The 15395-nt window shown below is 70.8% G+C and carries 15 protein-coding genes; 10 read left to right on the top strand and 5 right to left on the bottom strand.

What is annotated here, in order from left to right; all coding sequences use genetic code 11:
- Positions 1-7: 7 nt before the first annotated feature.
- A complete protein-coding gene (locus tag BLU02_RS06440; RefSeq protein WP_029989076.1) occupies positions 8-526 on the top strand; it encodes an Lrp/AsnC family transcriptional regulator in 519 nt (172 codons plus the stop codon).
- Positions 527-542: 16 nt separating this feature from the next.
- Here BLU02_RS06440 and BLU02_RS06435 read toward each other — a convergent pair whose 3' ends face one another.
- The 3 genes from BLU02_RS06435 to aceA form a co-directional block, all read right to left on the bottom strand.
- Positions 543-974 (bottom strand): hypothetical protein, encoded by a 432-nt coding sequence (locus BLU02_RS06435; RefSeq protein ID WP_060921260.1) that lies wholly within the window; start codon positions 972-974, stop codon positions 543-545.
- An 89-nt stretch (positions 975-1063) separates the two neighbouring features.
- Positions 1064-2698 carry a malate synthase A gene (aceB, locus tag BLU02_RS06430; protein WP_060921261.1) on the bottom strand — a complete coding sequence of 545 codons (1635 nt, stop codon included), beginning with the start codon at positions 2696-2698 and terminating at the stop codon, positions 1064-1066.
- Positions 2699-2806: 108 nt separating this feature from the next.
- A complete protein-coding gene (gene aceA, locus BLU02_RS06425; RefSeq protein WP_060921262.1) occupies positions 2807-4132 on the bottom strand; it encodes an isocitrate lyase in 1326 nt (441 codons plus the stop codon).
- Between the two features lie 242 nt (positions 4133-4374).
- Between aceA and BLU02_RS06420 the strand changes: the two genes are divergently transcribed.
- The 7 genes from BLU02_RS06420 (at position 4375) to BLU02_RS06390 (ending at position 12157) form a co-directional block, all read left to right on the top strand.
- A complete protein-coding gene (locus BLU02_RS06420) occupies positions 4375-5820 on the top strand; it encodes a helix-turn-helix transcriptional regulator (RefSeq protein ID WP_060921263.1) in 1446 nt (481 codons plus the stop codon).
- A gap of 22 nt (positions 5821-5842) precedes the next feature.
- Positions 5843-6973, top strand: coding sequence for a DUF6226 family protein (locus tag BLU02_RS06415; protein WP_083370912.1), 1131 nt, complete (start codon positions 5843-5845; stop codon positions 6971-6973).
- Between the two features lie 77 nt (positions 6974-7050).
- The gene (locus BLU02_RS06410; RefSeq protein WP_231919652.1) at positions 7051-8154 is read left to right on the top strand and encodes an ABC transporter substrate-binding protein; all 1104 of its coding nucleotides are present in this window, start codon (positions 7051-7053) and stop codon (positions 8152-8154) included.
- Positions 8154-8951 carry an ABC transporter ATP-binding protein gene (locus tag BLU02_RS06405; RefSeq protein WP_060921265.1) on the top strand — a complete coding sequence of 266 codons (798 nt, stop codon included), beginning with the start codon at positions 8154-8156 and terminating at the stop codon, positions 8949-8951. The genes BLU02_RS06410 and BLU02_RS06405 overlap by 1 nt, the downstream gene beginning before the upstream one ends.
- Positions 8944-9792: an ABC transporter permease gene (locus tag BLU02_RS06400; RefSeq protein WP_060921266.1), complete on the top strand. Its 849-nt coding sequence runs from the start codon at positions 8944-8946 to the stop codon at positions 9790-9792. Before BLU02_RS06405 ends, BLU02_RS06400 begins: the two co-directional genes overlap by 8 nt.
- A 108-nt stretch (positions 9793-9900) precedes the next feature.
- Complete coding sequence (locus BLU02_RS06395; RefSeq protein WP_060921267.1) at positions 9901-11280, top strand: NtaA/DmoA family FMN-dependent monooxygenase; 1380 nt, start codon at positions 9901-9903, stop codon at positions 11278-11280.
- On the top strand, positions 11273-12157 hold the full coding sequence (locus BLU02_RS06390; RefSeq protein ID WP_025102353.1) for a ribokinase: 885 nt from the start codon (positions 11273-11275) through the stop codon (positions 12155-12157). Before BLU02_RS06395 ends, BLU02_RS06390 begins: the two co-directional genes overlap by 8 nt.
- 19 nt (positions 12158-12176) lie before the next feature.
- On the opposite strand, the gene BLU02_RS06385 is transcribed toward BLU02_RS06390, so the two are convergent.
- Positions 12177-12779: a PadR family transcriptional regulator gene (locus BLU02_RS06385; protein WP_025102352.1), complete on the bottom strand. Its 603-nt coding sequence runs from the start codon at positions 12777-12779 to the stop codon at positions 12177-12179.
- A gap of 103 nt (positions 12780-12882) precedes the next feature.
- On the opposite strand from BLU02_RS06385, the gene BLU02_RS06380 reads away from it, so the two are divergent.
- Positions 12883-13392: a flavin reductase family protein gene (locus BLU02_RS06380; RefSeq protein WP_060923367.1), complete on the top strand. Its 510-nt coding sequence runs from the start codon at positions 12883-12885 to the stop codon at positions 13390-13392.
- Positions 13389-13778 (top strand): riboflavin kinase, encoded by a 390-nt coding sequence (locus BLU02_RS06375; protein WP_083370911.1) that lies wholly within the window; start codon positions 13389-13391, stop codon positions 13776-13778. The genes BLU02_RS06380 and BLU02_RS06375 overlap by 4 nt, the downstream gene beginning before the upstream one ends.
- 29 nt (positions 13779-13807) lie before the next feature.
- Here the strand turns inward: BLU02_RS06375 and BLU02_RS06370 are convergent, their stop codons facing one another.
- Positions 13808-15316, bottom strand: a complete 1509-nt coding sequence (locus tag BLU02_RS06370) for a PucR family transcriptional regulator (RefSeq protein ID WP_060923366.1) — start codon at positions 15314-15316, stop codon at positions 13808-13810.
- Positions 15317-15395 lie beyond the last annotated feature (79 nt).

Here is a 15395-nt window from a genome sequence, read left to right as displayed (position 1 = left end):
CTGAATAATGCTTCGTATGACCACCGCCGCCGCGTCATCCGAGCCGAACAGCGTTCGGGCGCCCGCGCTCGACCCCACCGACGCGCGCATCGTGCAGCTCCTCACCGCCGACGGGAGGATGACGAACGCCGAGCTGGCCGGACGGCTGGGAGTCGCCCCGTCGACGGCGCACGCACGGCTGCGCGGGCTGATCGAGCGCGGGGTCATCACCGGGTTCCATGCGAGCGTCGACGAACGCGAGCTCGGCGCCGGACTCCAGGCGATCATCGGCGTCAGCCTGCGCCCGGCCGCCCGACGGGAGAGCATCGTGGAGTTCGCGGATCGTGTGCGCGCGCTGCCGCAGGTGATCCAGGTGTTCTTCCTCGGCGGAGACGACGACTTCCTCCTGCACATCGCGGTCGCCGACTCGTCGGAGATGCGCGAGTTCGTGCTCGAGCACCTGTCCGCTCAGAGCAGCGTGGCATCGACCCGCACGAGCATCGTGTTCGACTACCACCGCAACTCGGTCGCCGCGTCGTTCCACTGAGTCGCCGCGCGGCGACTCAGGTCTCGAACGAGGAGGGGACGGCGCAGTAGTCGGCGAAACGCCGGGTGGGATGGGCCGGGTCGGTCACGTCGACCAGGGCGTTCGCCGCGGTGTGCGGGGGCTCGTCTCCGGCGAGCTGCCAGAGGACGTAGTTCCACATCCCGCGTGCGCTCGGCGACACGATCGCGCCCGGTCCGGACACGAGGAGCACGGCGTCGCTGTCGGTGGCGCGGAACGGCGCCACGACGTCGGCGCGGAGGGCGGCTTCCTCCCCGTCCGCGGTGTGTGCGCGCTCGACGGTCTGGCCGGCAGCGGTGAGCGCGGCGGCCAGGCCATCCGCGGCCACGCGCGAACGCTCGGCGTCGGCCCCGGCGACCGCGACCAGCCGTTGCCCCCGCGGATAGAGGTGCAGGAACTCCTCGGCGATGCTGTCCCATACGGCGCTCATGGCTCCAGGCTACGCCCGGCAGGGAGCGTGCGGGCCGGGTGGGACGTGAGGATGCCGCGGACCTCGCGGCCCGCGGCATCCCGGCGTCGTCAGTCCTCGTCGACCAGGAACCGGCTGTAGGCGCCCAGGGTGAGGAAGGTCGGGAACTCCTCGCGGAGGGCGACCTCGCGGAAGATCTCGGCGGCGTCGTCGAAGCGGTCGCCCTCGCGTCGCTCGACCTCGTCCAGCACCTCGCCGATCAGCCCTTCGACGTACTCGACCGTGATGGGGGTGCCGTCCTGCGTGGCGCGGTCCTGGTGGATCCACTGCCACACCTGGGAGCGGCTGATCTCCGCGGTCGCCGCATCCTCCATGAGGTTGTCGATCGCCACGGCGCCGAGCCCGCGCAGCCAGGCCTCCAGGTAGCGGATGGCGACCGAGACGTTGTCCCGCACGCCCTGCGCCGTGATCGGGCGACCGATGTGCAGGTCGAGCAGGTCGCGTGCGTCCACGTGCACGTCGTCGCGCTGGCGGTCGATCTGGTTCGGGCGGTCTCCGAGCACGGCGTCGAACTCGGCCTGCGCCGTCGGGATCAGGTCCGGGTGGGCGACCCAGGTGCCGTCGAAGCCGTCGCCGGCCTCGCGCTTCTTGTCAGCCGACACCTTCTCGACCGCGCGTGCCGTCACCTCGGGGTCGCGGCGATTGGGGATGAACGCGCTCATGCCGCCGATCGCGAAGGCGCCGCGCTTGTGGCATGTCTGCACCAGCAGCTCGGTGTAGGCCCGCATGAACGGCACCGTCATCGTGACCTCGCTGCGGTCGGGGAGCACGAAGCGGGCGCCGCGGCCGCGGTAGTTCTTGATGATGGAGAAGATGTAGTCCCAGCGCCCGGCGTTGAGGCCCGCGCAGTGGTCGCGCAGCTCGTACAGGATCTCGTCCATCTCGAACGCGGCAGGCAGCGTCTCGATCAGCACGGTCGCGCGGATGGTGCCATGCGGGATGCCGATGTACTCCTCGCTGAAGGAGAACACGTCGTCCCACAGCTTGGCCTCTTCGCTCGACTCCAGCTTCGCGATGTAGAAGTACGGTCCGCGTCCGCCCTCGATCAGCGCCTGCGCGTTGTGCAGGAAATAGAGGCCGAAGTCGACCAGGGAGCCGGACGCCGAGGTGCGGCGGCCGGAGCGGTCGATGAAGGCGAGGTGCTTCTCCGGCAGATGCCACCCGCGCGGGCGCATCACGATCGTGGGGGTGCGCTCGGCGGTGACGCGGTACTCCTTGCCCTCGGGGGAGGTGAAGGAGAGCTCGCCCCGGATCGCGTCGCGGAGGGACAGCTGCCCTTCGATGACGTTCTTCCAGGTCGGGCTCGTGGCGTCCTCCTGGTCGGCGAGCCAGACGCGAGCCCCGGAGTTCAGGGCGTTGATCGTCATCTTCGGGTCGGTGGGGCCGGTGATCTCGACGCGGCGGTCCTCGAGCCCGGGGCCGGCGCCGGCGACGCGCCAGGTGGTGTCCTGACGGATGTGCGCGGTGTCCTCGCGGAACTGCGGGTCGTGCCCGTTGCCGATCTCGAAGCGGCGGCGCATCCGGTCGGCCAGCCGGTCATGGCGGCGGGAGGCGAATCGGTGGTGGAGCTCGGTGAGGAAGGCGATCGCCTCCGGGGTGAGGATCTCGTCGTAGCGATCGCGCATCGGCCCGGCGATCTCGATCGCGGGCCCCTGCCGGGTCGTCTGCATCGGTGCGGTGGTCATGATGGTGTCCTTTGCCTTATGCCGAGCCCCCGGGGTGTCGTCGAGACCCCGCGCTCCCGGCGTGTGCGGGGCGGGGTCTCGACGAGAACCGGGGGTCTCGGGGGAGATTCAGTGGAACTGGGCGGTCTCGGTGGAGCCGGCCAGGGCGAGGGTCGCGCTGTCGGGGTTGAGCGCGGTGGAGATGACGTCGAAGTAGCCGGTGCCCGCCTCGCGCTGGTGCTTGGTGGCGGTGTAGCCGTCGGCCTCGGCGGCGAACTCGGCTTCCTGCAGCTCGACGTAGGCGCTCATGGCGCGCTCGGCGTAACCGCGGGCGAGATCGAACATGGAGTGGTTCAGGGCGTGGAACCCGGCCAGGGTGATGAACTGGAACTTGTAGCCCAGGTCTGCCAGCTCCTGCTGGAACGTCGCGATCTCGGCGTCCGACAGGTGGCGCTTCCAGTTGAAGCTCGGCGAGCAGTTGTAGGCCAGGAGCTTACCGGGGAACTGTGCGTGGATCGCGGTGGCGAACTCCCGTGCCAGCGCGATGTCCGGCTCCCCGGTCTCGACCCAGAGCAGGTCGGCGTAGGGGGCGAACGCGAGGCCGCGGCTGATGACCGACTCGATGCCCGGGCGGATCCGGTAGAAGCCCTCGGACGTGCGCTCGCCGGTGGTGAACTCCCGGTCGCGCTCGTCGACGTCGCTCGTGAGCAGATCGGCGGCGAGGGCATCCGTGCGGGCGATGATGACGGTCGGAACGCCGGCGACGTCCGCCGCGAGTCGTGCCGCGTTCAGCGTGCGGATGTGCTGCTGCGTGGGCACGAGCACCTTGCCGCCGAGGTGGCCGCACTTCTTCTCGCTCGCGAGCTGGTCCTCCCAGTGGATGCCGGCGGCACCGGACTGGATGAGGGACTGCGCGAGCTCGTAGGCGTTGAGCGGACCGCCGAAACCCGCCTCGGCGTCGGCGACGATCGGCGCGAGCCAGTCCTGCGTGATCTCGCCCTCGGCGTGCTCGAGCTGGTCCTGCCGGAGCAGGGCGTTGTTGATGCGGCGCACGACCGCCGGGACCGAGTTCGCGGGGTAGAGCGACTGATCGGGGTAGGTCTGTCCTGCGAGGTTGCCGTCCGCGGCGACCTGCCAGCCGGAGAGGTAGATGGCCTTCAGCCCGGCGCGCACCTGCTGCACGGCCTGGCCTCCGGTGTAGGCGCCGAGAGCCCGGATGTAGTCCTCCGTGTGCAGGAGGTTCCAGAGGTTCTCCGCGCCGCGGTGGGCGAGGGTGGCGTCCTCGCGGACCGAGCCGCGGATGCGGATGACGTCCTCCGCGGAGTAGGTGCGCTCGACGCCGTCCCACCGCGGGTCGGTGTCCCAGATCTCCTGAAGCTCCGCGGCCGTCTGGACCTGGTCGCCGGCGCGCAGGCCGGCGGGGCGCGGGGTGGGGGTCGCTGCGGTGTTCGTCATGGTGTCTCCTCGGATGGGAATCGGCGTCGGTGCCGATGGCGTGCCTCCACTCTGTGTGAAGTTCCCCTGCTCTCCCGCGCCGGATCGAGGAGAAGTTTGCGCGAATTTCTGTTTTTGTGACAGACTCGGCCCTCACGCCCCGCTCACCCGGCCTGCCGGGATCAGAAAAGACCCCGGCGCGGTCTCGCGCGGAGCGTTCCCGATCCCGCACCGACGCGGACGGTGGGCCGAGAGGATCCGACATGGACGACACCACGGAAGACGCCGACGCCCTCACCGTCGGCCGACGCATCCGCCAGCTGCGCACAGCACGGGGCCTGACGCTCGAGGAGCTCGCCGCCGCGGTCGATCGCGCGCCGAGCCAGATGTCGATGATCGAGACGGGCAAGCGCGAGCCCAAGCTCACGCAGCTGCAGGCCATCGCCCGCGCGCTCGGGGTGACCATCGACGCGCTGCTTTCCGGGGAGCCGCTCGACGAGCGCAGCGCGATCGAGATCGCCCTGGAACGCGCGATGAAGGGGCAGACGTTCCAGGCGCTGGGCATCGCGCCGTTCCGCATCGCCAAGAGCGTGCCGACGGAGGCGCTCAAGGCGCTGCTCGCCCTGCAGGGCGAGATCGACCGCCTCAAGGACGAGCGCGCCGCGACGCCCGAGGAGGCGCGGCGCGCCAATGTGGACCTCCGGCACTTGATGCGGCGACAGGACAACCACTTCGCCGACCTCGAGGCGAAGGCGGCCGAGATCCTCGCAGCCGTCGGTCATCCCGGGGGGCCGCTGACCCAGCGCACCGCATCCGAGATCGCGGCGTACCTCGGCTTCACCCTCCACTACGCCGCCGACCTGCCGCAGACCACCCGCAGCGTCGCCGACCTCGCGAACGGCCGGCTGTACCTGTCGAGCAGCGTGCCGGCCAAGGGGGATGCCCGCACCGCGGTCCTGCAGGCGCTGTCGAGTCGCATCCTGGGGCACGCCGAGCCGCGCAGCTACGCCGAGTTCCTCCGCCAGCGCGTCGAGACGAACTACCTCACCGGCGCCCTGCTGATGCCGGAGGCCGACGTCGTCCCTGCCCTGCAGGACGCGAAGCAGCGGCGCGCGATCTCCATCGAAGACCTCCGTGACGCGTACTCGGTGTCGTACGAGACGGCGGCGCACCGCTTCACGAACCTCGCCACCCGGCACCTCGACATCCCCGTGCACTTCCTCAAGGTGCACGAGTCGGGCACGATCACCAAGGCGTACGAGAACGACGACGTGAACTTCCCGACCGACCGGCTCGGCGCCATCGAGGGGCAGATGTGCTGCCGCCGGTGGACCTCCCGGGTGGTCTTCGACGAGGACGACCGCTTCAATCCGTACTACCAGTACACCGACACCGGAAACGGCACCTACTGGTGCACCGCCCGTGTGGAGGCGTCGAGCGAGGGCCTGCACTCGGTCAGCGTGGGCGTGCGGTTCGACGACACGAGGTGGTTCGTCGGCAGGGACACCCCGCACCGCGGCGTCTCGAAGCACTCGGTCGAGGTGTGCTGTCGTCGGGCCCCCGCCGAGCTGGAGGAGCGGTGGCGCGAGAACTCCTGGCCCAACGTGAAGACCCCGCGCACGCTGCTCGCGACTCTGCCCACGGGAGCCTTCCCCGGCGTGGACACCACCGACGTGTACGAGTTCCTGGAGTCTCACGCGCCCCGGTGATCCCGCTCGGTACGCTCGGTCGATGAGCAGCGGTGTCTTCCCCGGTCCCTTCGGTCCGATGCCCGAGGCGGGTGCCGCCGCGATCCTGTGGATGCCCCCGCAGCCGGACGCTCCGGGGCCGGTCCGGTTCGTCGACGGCTTCGAGCCCTTCGTCGAGTTCGCGCGGGGCCAGGGGAACGACCCTGCAGCGCTCGCCGTCGATCTCGGGGCGACGTGGGACTTCATCGCCGGTCATCCGGAGGTCCTCGAGAGCGACAGGCTGGCCACGGCGGCGGCGCGGTTCGTGGGGAACGTCATCGCGGTCGTGCATCCGGCCGCGACATGGCGGATGACGGGCGAGCCGGAGATCGGGACCAACACCCTCTCGATCCCGGTCGCGGGCCTCGTGCAGGGGATGGTGCAGCAGCCCGAGCAGCGGGACGCGCTTCTGCAGATGCTCGCGTCGTGGGAGCAGGACGACCTCGACGACGAGGAGATGAGGGCGCTGTCCGCGGAGGATTCCGCTCCCGCGGTCGTGGTCGTCCCGGCGCGCGCGTATGTCCGGCCTGCTCTCCCGCTCCTGGACTTCCATGACGAGAGCGGCGAGGTCATCCGTTACGGACGCCGCTGGCCCGATGGCATCGCGCCGGAGGAGTCGTACTCTCGGGAGAGCCACCCGGAGCGCTTCGCGCCGCTGCTTCTCGTGGTCGATGCGCTCGTCGAGCACCTCTCCCGCGAGTACGAGGTCGAGGCGCGGCGAGAGTCGGGGGAGGACGGGACGGAACGCATCGTGCTCGCACCGGCGTACGGTGCGCGAGTCATCCTCACGCCGACCGTTCCCTCCGTCAGCATCGAGGCGGGCGCCCACTTCCACGCGATCGTGCCGTCGTGCATCTGCGATGCCTGCGACGAGACCGCCGAGACCGCGGCGGACGAGCTGGAGCGGATCGTGCTGTCGATCGTCGCTGGCGGCTTCCGGGAGAAGTACCCCGTCGGTCGCCGTGCGTGGCTGTACACCGAGATCCGGTCGCCGGACGGCGAGCGGCGGGAGAGCAGTTCCGGCCCCGCCCCGGACCACTCCGTCGAGGATCACGAGCGCGCGGCGGCCCTGCTGAGCGGACTCGACGACGGCTGGTGGCCTGCCTGGCCGCTCCGCTCGACCGCACAAACTTAGTTTGATCTTGCTTAGTCAAGATTGACTATGTTACTTTCATCGAGCCATCAATGACGAACGGCCGAGAAGGGACCCTCATGGCTACTTCCTCTGCGGAAACCCGATTCCGCACCACTGCCACCCTGACGTGCGTTCTCGCCGCCACGCTGACGCTCGGAGCATGCTCCTCGCCGGCGCCCGGCGGCGATACCGCCCCCACGAGCGCGGGCGGCAGCGACGCCTGCCAGCGCAACCAGGATGCCGGCACCATCACCTACATCTCCGGCTACGGCTACTCCGCTAGCGCCGGGCAGCTCGACGTGTTCCTGGCGAAGGAGCTGGGCTACTTCGACGACCTCTGCCTCGATGTGGAGATCAACGCCTCCGGCGCGAACGGGCAGCAGCTCGTCGCCTCGGGGCAGGCGCAGTTCACCGCGCTCGGCTCCGCCTCCGACGTGATGCTCGCCGCGGCGAACAGCAAGAACCTCACCGCGGTCGCGACCTACGGCACGACCCCGCCGTTCTCGATCTTCGGCAATGAGAAGCTCACCGACCTCACCGACCTCGAAGGCGGTTCGCTCGGGTACTTCATCAACCTCACGCCCATCGCCTCGGCCATGCTCGACGAGGCCGGCGTCGACGTCTCGAAGGTCGAGATGGTGAAGATGACCAACTACGACCCGACCGTCGTCGTGCGCGAGCAGGTCGATGCGATCGTCGGCTACGCCTCCAACCAGCCGCAGACACTCAAGGCACAGGACCTCCCGTTCAGCGAGTTCCTGCCCTCCGACCTCGGCGTCGAGGGCACGTACAACGTCATGGAGGTGAACTCGCGCTTCCTCGACGAGCACCGCGAGGTCGCGGCCGACTTCATGCGCGCGAGCCTCAAGGCCCTGCAGTTCTGTCTCGACGAGGCGGACGAGTGCATCGACATGCTGGCTGCCCTCGCGGAGGAGAACGGCCAGGGTGCGGCATTCCCGCGCGATCAGCTCGCCCGCACGTGGGAGGTCGAGTCGGCCTGGGTGCGCGAGAGCGCGGGCGGCAACCCCGGCGTGCAGACGGCGGACATGTGGCAGCCGGAGTACGAGATCGTGCAGGAGTACGGCGACGTGAAGGACCTCCCCGCCATCGCCGACATGATGGACCCGGATCTCGTGGCCGACCTGTACGACGGCGACACCCTCATCTGGGCGGAGAAGTGATGACCGCGGCACAGGGGGCGGGCGTCGAGGTCAGGAACGTCTCGAAGGCCTTCGGCGTCGACGGCGCCCAGGTGACCGTGCTCGACGACGTGAGCCTCACGATCGGCATGGGCGAGTTCGTGTCGGTGATCGGCCCCAGCGGATGCGGCAAGTCCACGCTGCTCAAGGTGGTCGCCGGACTCCTCGACGCCGACTCCGGCACCGTCACGATCGACGGCGAGAGCGTCACGGCGGCCTCCCGCGACAAGAAGATCGGTCTCGTCCCGCAGTCCCCGGCGCTGCTGCCGTGGAAGACGGTGCGCGAGAACGTCGAGCTCCCCGTGCGGATCAACCGCGAGGCCAACGGCGACCGCGCCCTCCGCGACCCGGCCGAGCTGCTGTCGACGTTCGGGCTCGGCCATGCGCTGAAGAAGTACCCCGGGCAGCTCTCCGGCGGTATGCAGCAGCGCGCCGCGATCGCCAGGGCCTTCGTGTTCGATCCGGCGATCATGCTGATGGACGAGCCGTTCTCGGCCCTCGACGAGATGAACCGGGACCTGCAGCGCATCGCCCTGCTGGACTTCTGGCAGTCGAACCGCAAGGCCGTGATGTTCGTCACGCACTCGGTGCCGGAGGCGATCATGCTGTCCGACCGCATCGTGGTCATGGCGGCCCACCCCGGACGCATCGCCGAGGTGATCGATGTGAACCTCCCGCGGCCGCGGACCGAGGAGGCGTACGCGACGGACGAGTTCCGCGACCTGGAGGCAGTGGTGCGCGGTGCGCTGCGCGCGCAGACGGAGAAAGCCCATGTCTGAGCTGACGATGAGAGACACCACCGCCACCCTCGCCACCGCCCGGCTGAAGGCGCAGCCCCGCCGCGGGGTCCCCGGCTGGCTCCGCTGGGGATCGTGGGGACCGACCCTGATCACGTTCGTGATCGCGGCTCTGCTCTGGCAGATCGTGGCGTGGACCAACCCCTACGTCCTGCCGACGCTGGAGGCCATCGGCGCCAGCCTCGTCGAGGACGCGGGCATGTACTGGTCGAACTTCCTCGTGACGCTGCTCGAGGTCGTCGTCGGGGCCTCCGCCGGCATCCTCGCGGGCTTCCTGCTGGCCGTCGTGATGGCCGAGTTCCAGATCATCGAGCGGGCCGTCATGCCGCTGGTCATCATCGTGATGGTGACGCCGATCGTCGCGATCGCCCCGGCGCTGGTCGTCGCCTTCGGGTTCGGCATGGTGCCGAAGTTCATCGTCACCGGCCTCGTGGTCTTCTTCCCGATGCTCGTGAACTCGCTCGCCGGCCTCCGCGACGTGGACCAGAAGGCGCTCGACGTGTTCACGACGCTGCATGCCTCGCGGTGGGAGATCTTCCGCGAGCTGCGGTTCCCCGGCAGCATGCCGTACGTGTTCGCCGGTCTGCGCATCGCGCTGCCCCTCGCCGTGGTCGGCGCTGCCGTGGCCGAGTTCGTCGCGGCAGGGCAGCAGGCCGGTCTCGGCTCCCTCGTCACCACGTCGGCTGCGCAGGCGAACCTGCCCGTGACCTGGGCGAGCATCGCCCTGCTCTGTCTGCTCGGGGTGCTGCTCATCGTGCTTCTCGCGGTCGTGCGCCGGCGCGTCCTGTGGTGGAGCGACGGCGAGGTCACCGCGAAGGGCTGAGCTCACGACCCCCGGTCCCGGGGGCGCGACCCCTGCGCCCCCGGGTTCCCCCGGCGTGCCCGGAAACTCCGAACGACACCATCCCCCACTCCCAGGAAGGCATCCGCCATGACCGCTCAGCACCCCGTGAAGAACCTGCGGCTCGGACTCTTCGAGAACGCCCAGGCGAACGATTCCGGCACCGCGACCTGGCGCCACCCCGACAACCGGCGCTACCTCTTCGACAAGCTCGACTACTGGCGCGACACCGCGCGCCTGGTCGAGGACGCGGGGTTCGACTTCCTCTTCCTCGCCGACGCGTGGGGCTGGGCCGACGTCGCCGGCGAGCGTCCGGACATCTGCTCGGTCGAGGGCCTGGACCTGCCGCGGCTCGACCCGGCGATCATCCTCGCCGCGCTCATCCCGGAGACCACCCGCCTCGGCCTCGTCGCCACAGGGTCGACCCTGCTCGAGCCTCCCTACTCCTTCGCCCGACGCCTGGCCACCCTCGACATCCTGTCCGGCGGCCGGATCGGATGGAACGTCGTCACCACGGGCACCGCCGACACCGCGGTGCAGGGCTTCGGTGTGCCGATGGTCGGGCACGACGAGCGCTACCTGATGGCGGACGACTTCATGCAGGTCGTCTACAAGCTGTGGGAGGAGGCCTGGGAGGAGGGCGCGCTGGAGCGCGACAAGGCGGGCCGTTTCGCCGACCCGGCCAAGGTGCACCGCATCGCGCACGACGGGCCCTACTTCCGCTCGCACGGCTACGGCAACACGCAGCGCTCGCCGCAGGGCACGCCGGTGCTGTTCCAGGCCGGGGCGTCGCCCGCGGGCCGCGAGTTCGGCGGCAAGCACGGCGAGGCGATCTTCGTGGGGAGCGGCTCTGTCGAGCAGCTCCGTGCGCATTCCTCGGCGATCCGCGAGGAGGCGGTGAAGAACGGCCGTGGCGCGCACGAGGTGAAGATCATGTCGGCGTTCGCCGCGGTCGTCGGCAGCACCGAGGAAGAGGCGCGCCGCACGTATGCGGAGGTCGCCGACGCGCAGAACCCCGAGGTCACCGTGGCGTCCTACGCCTGGTTCACCGGCCTCGATCTGTCGTCGTACGACCCGAGCACGCCGATGTCGGAGCTCAGCACCGAACTCTCGCAGACGCAGGTCGCCCGCTTCGCCGACAAGACGGTCGGCGATGTGCTGGGCGACTGGCACGCGCACGGGGTAGGCGCCCGGCCGATCGTGGGTACGCCGGAGCAGGTGGCGGACCGGATGATGGAGCTCGCCGACGGCGCGGACCTCGACGGCTTCCTCTTCGCCCCGGTGATCCCCCCGGCGTCGACCGCCGACTTCATCGAGCACGTGCTGCCTATTCTCAAGGAACGCGGGGCGATCACCGACCCCGCCGCCGAGCCGCAGTCGCTGCGGGAACGGCTGATGGGCACCCCGACGCCCGCACTCGCCGAGTCCCACGTGGGCTCGTCGTTCCGGCGGACGATGGCCCGTGTCTGAGACCTTCGCCGGCGTGGCCGTCGTGGGGAGCGCGAACCTCGATCTCGTGGTCGAGGTCTCGCGCCCACCCCGCGTCGGCGAGACGCTGCTCGGTCGGGCCGGGGGACGCTTCCCCGGCGGCAAGGGCCTCAATCAGGCCGTTGCGGCGGCGCGCACCGGAGCCTCGACGCGGTTCTGCGGTGTCGTCGGAGCGGACGAGGCGGGGGCCGTGCTGGAGGCGGCGCTCACGGAAGCGGGCGTGGACGCCGCGCTCCGCCGCTCCGCGTCCGCGCCGACCGGGGTCGCGCATGTGCTGGCCTTCGACGACGGCGACAACAGCATCCTCGTGGCGGCGGGGGCGAACGGCGAGCTCACTCCGGAGGACGCCGTTGCCGGGATCGCCGGGGCGGCTGTGGTGCTCGCCCAGCTCGAGGTGCCGTTCGCCGCGGTCGCCGCGGCCCTCGTGGCCGCCCGGGGTGCGGGGGCGCGCACGATCCTCAACGCCGCCCCCGCGCACGAGGCGGCGGTCGAGCTGCTCCCGGAAGTGGACGTGCTGGTCGTGAACGAGACGGAGTGCGCGGAGCTCGGCGGCGTCGAGCGGCTCCTCGGCGCCGGTGCCGGAGCGGTCGTGCTCACGGAGGGGGCCGCGGGTGTGACGCTGCATCGGCCGGGACGGCCCGGGGCGCACGTGGCGGCCTTCCGCATAGACGCCGTCGACACGACGGGAGCCGGGGACGCCTTCTGCGGCGCCCTCGCCGCCGGGCTCGCCCAGGGTCGAGACACCGAGCACGCTCTCGTGCGCGCCTGTGCCGCGGGGGCGATCGTCGCCCGACACCGCGGGGCGACCACCCCGGCGCTCACCGCCGATGCCCTCGACGCCCTGGTGGCCGGGCGCTGAGTCGCGTGCGCCCTGCGGGTCACCGCGGGGGAGCGGGTTCCGCCTCCGTCGTCTCCGCCGTCTCGCCGGCGAACGTGTACGCTCCGGCGCGCAGCCGCTCCAGCAGCGTCAGGAGCCACTCCTTCTCGGCGGTGAGTCGGGCGGTGGAGAGATCGAAGATCTCGCGGACGTACTCCGGGGTCGTCTCCGAGCGCAGGGTGTCCTGCACATCGAAGCCGTTCTGCGTGATGATCGCGTCGCTCTTGATGAGCCGATGCTCGAGCCCGGCGATGACCTCCTGCCGGCTGAGGACGAACATGAACGAGGCCACGGTCATGATCGCCTGGGTGTCGAAAGCCGCGACGTTCCACAGGTTCTCACGCAGCATGCGCTGCAGCTCCACCTCGCCGGCCGGGGTGATGCGGTAGGTGGTGCGCGCCGGGCGCTTGCCCTCGGTCTCGGTGCCGCTCTCCGCCACGTAGCCGTCGACCTCGAGCGCGCGGAGGGCGTTGTAGATCGAACCGGGCTGGATGTGCGCCCATTCGTCGACGTGCCACGTCATGAGCTCGCGGCGGAGGAAGTAGCCGTGAACGGGCTGGAACTGCTTGACGGCGCCGAGGACGACGAGGCGGGTGGTCGACATGCGCTTCATGCTAACGGCTGGGTGTCGCGAAATCTGTTGTTTGCATGGTCAAAAATGCATATGATTCAAACTAGTCAAAGTTGACTAACGAAAGGACTTCGTGATGACTACTGCCGTGACCGACGCCCTGCCGCGGGACCGCGCTCTCCGTCGCGCCTTCTCCGTCTATCCGACCGGTGTGGTCGCGCTCGCCGCGCACGTCGACGATCGAGCCGTCGGCATGGCGGTCAACTCCTTCACCTCGATCTCGCTGGAGCCCGCCCTTGTCGCCGTCAGTGCCGCCCGCACCTCGAAGACCTGGCCGGTGCTCCGAGCCGTCCCGGAGCTGGGGATGAGCGTCCTCGCCGCGCACCACGAGCCGCTCAGCCGCTCGCTGTCCGCGCGCGAAGGGGACCGGTTCGGCGGCCATGCCTGGCATCGCTCGGAGGGTGGGGCCGTGCTGATCGACGACGCCGCACTCTGGCTCACCTGCCGCTTGCACAGCACCTTCGACGGCGGCGACCACGAGATCGCGCTCTACGAGATCCAGGACGTGACGCTCTTCGACGACGTCGAGCCGCTCGTGTTCCACCAGAGCCGCTACCGCGCGATCTCGCCCGCCGCAGACGTGTGACCGGACCGGCGCTCCCGGTGCTCTCCGGCCTGGTCGTTCCCGGCGACGGTCGCGGGCGGCTGCTCGGCTTCCCGACCGCGAACCTCGCCCTGCCCGAGCGGCTGCTGCCCGACGACGGCATCTACGCGGCCTGGGTGCGACTTCCCGGCGACGACCGACGGTGGGAGGCGACGGCGAGCGTCGGTGTCAATCCGACGTTCTGCGGAGACCGGGCGCGGCGTCTCGAGGTGCACCTGCACGACGTCGACCGCGACCTCTACGGACAGCGGCTGTCGGTCGAGCTCGTGGCGCTGCTCCGGCCGACGCTCCGTTTCGACGCGGTGGAGGAGCTCGTCGCCCGGACCGCCGCGGACGTCGCCGCTTCCCGGCGGCTCCTCGCCGGCTGAGCCCCCGTCGACGCGGGTTCGGGGCCGGGTCAGTCGCGCGCGGTCTGCAGCAGCGCCCACACCTCGGCCCGGGCGGGGAAGGTCGTCAGGTCGACCCCGAGGAGGGCTCCGGCGTGGGAGACCCGGGAGCGGAGGGTGTGCCGGTGGATACCCAAGGCGGCGGCGGCCTGCTCGGCCCGCGCGTCGTGGTCGAGCCAGGTGCGCAGCGCGTGTTCGAGCGCGGTGCCGTGGGCGGCGTCGTGTTCCCGCAGCGGGGCGAGCCGCGACTCCGCGACGAGCCGGGCCTCATCCGTGGCCAGAGCGGTGAGCAGGCTCGACCCGACCGTGTCGGCGTACCGGACGGCACCGCTCGTCCCGGGCTGCCGGAGGGCGACGAGGGCCTGCGCGTGCGCACGGGAGAAGGCGTCGTAACCCTCCGGCGCGGAGACGCCGACGCGGGCGGTGAAGCGTGCGGCCACGTCGTCGAGAAGCGACTCGTCGGTCGCGGAGACGCAGATGACCACGCCGTCCTCGGAGTCCGCGAGGAAGGCCGGGGTCCCGTGCTCGAGGCGTCGACGCTCCCACCAGTCGAGGAGCGGTTCCGCCGGGGCGTCTCCCGTCACGGCGACCACCACGGGGGCGGGCGGAAGGCTGCCGAGCACCCGGCGGGCGAGTCCGGGGTCGTCGCCCAGGAGCGAGCGCAGCAACTGCGTGTGCAGCCGCCGTCGGCCGCGCGCGAGCTGCTCGCTCTGCTCCCGCGCCAGCCCCGCCATCGCGATGACCGAGGTGACGACCGCCCTGGCCTCCTGGTCGAGGGCGTCTGCCTCCACGGCGAGGACGCCGCGCAGGTGTCCGCCCCGCCCCACCGTGAAGAGCATGAAGGTGTGCGCATCGAGCGTGAGGGACTGCCCTGCCTCGAGTCCGCGGTCGAGGATCTCCTGGACCCGCGTCCCGAGCTCCTCCCGGACGCCTGCGGAGAGGGCGTCCCGGGGGTGGGTGACGAGCATGTCGCCCGCTGCGTCGAACATGCCGGCCCAGGCGCCGAGACGACGGCCCAGCTCGGTGACGATGGCGTCCAGCCCGCGCGGTCGGAGCGCGGCGAGGGCCAGGGCGCGCTGGGTGTCGAGCGCCCAGGTGCGCCGGGCGTAGGCCTGCGCCGCGATCGCTTCGGAGTGGGCGCGGGCCACGGCGATGAACGGCGTGCGGTACGGCACCTCGAACAGCGGGATGCCCTGGTCGGCGCACGCCGCGATCAACTCTTCCGGCGTGCCCGAGCGATGCACGTCGGTGCCGAACCCGAGCCCCAGCACCCCGCGCTCGGCGAGGCGCACGACGTAGGGCGGGATGGCGTCCGCGTCGTCGAACTGGGCGCCGGTGGTGAGGAGCACCAGGTCTTCCGCGAGGAAGGGTGTCGGGTCCGCGAGATCCGAGCTGTGCACCCAGCGCAGCGGACGGTCGAGTGCGCCGTCCGGCAGATCCGCGGCGGCGGAGACGAGGCGCAGGTCCAGATCACGGCGCCGCAGCAGGGCGGACAGCGTGGGCGGATCGGTGGGGGCCATGCGATCTCCGGTTGTACGAGACGGCGAAATCAATTCTCCGATTGTACGACCCGGCGAATGCGGGCGTCTCCGATGCCGC

It is taken from the genome of Microbacterium paraoxydans, from assembly GCF_900105335.1.
Taxonomy (GTDB): Bacteria; Actinomycetota; Actinomycetes; order Actinomycetales; family Microbacteriaceae; genus Microbacterium; species Microbacterium paraoxydans.
This window is presented reverse-complemented; position numbering and strand designations above follow the sequence as displayed.

Coding starts and splice junctions, on each gene's coding strand:
- BLU02_RS06420 (WP_060921263.1), top strand. CDS start 4,375: ATGGACGACACCACGGAAGACGCCGACGCCCTCACCGTCGGCCGACGC.
- BLU02_RS06440 (WP_029989076.1), top strand. CDS start 8: ATGCTTCGTATGACCACCGCCGCCGCGTCATCCGAGCCGAACAGCGTT.
- BLU02_RS06370 (WP_060923366.1), bottom strand. CDS start 15,316: ATGGCCCCCACCGATCCGCCCACGCTGTCCGCCCTGCTGCGGCGCCGT.
- BLU02_RS06415 (WP_083370912.1), top strand. CDS start 5,843: ATGAGCAGCGGTGTCTTCCCCGGTCCCTTCGGTCCGATGCCCGAGGCG.
- BLU02_RS06385 (WP_025102352.1), bottom strand. CDS start 12,779: ATGTCGACCACCCGCCTCGTCGTCCTCGGCGCCGTCAAGCAGTTCCAG.
- BLU02_RS06395 (WP_060921267.1), top strand. CDS start 9,901: ATGACCGCTCAGCACCCCGTGAAGAACCTGCGGCTCGGACTCTTCGAG.
- BLU02_RS06410 (WP_231919652.1), top strand. CDS start 7,051: ATGGCTACTTCCTCTGCGGAAACCCGATTCCGCACCACTGCCACCCTG.
- aceB (WP_060921261.1), bottom strand. CDS start 2,698: ATGACCACCGCACCGATGCAGACGACCCGGCAGGGGCCCGCGATCGAG.
- BLU02_RS06380 (WP_060923367.1), top strand. CDS start 12,883: ATGACTACTGCCGTGACCGACGCCCTGCCGCGGGACCGCGCTCTCCGT.
- BLU02_RS06405 (WP_060921265.1), top strand. CDS start 8,154: ATGACCGCGGCACAGGGGGCGGGCGTCGAGGTCAGGAACGTCTCGAAG.
- BLU02_RS06435 (WP_060921260.1), bottom strand. CDS start 974: ATGAGCGCCGTATGGGACAGCATCGCCGAGGAGTTCCTGCACCTCTAT.
- aceA (WP_060921262.1), bottom strand. CDS start 4,132: ATGACGAACACCGCAGCGACCCCCACCCCGCGCCCCGCCGGCCTGCGC.
- BLU02_RS06400 (WP_060921266.1), top strand. CDS start 8,944: ATGTCTGAGCTGACGATGAGAGACACCACCGCCACCCTCGCCACCGCC.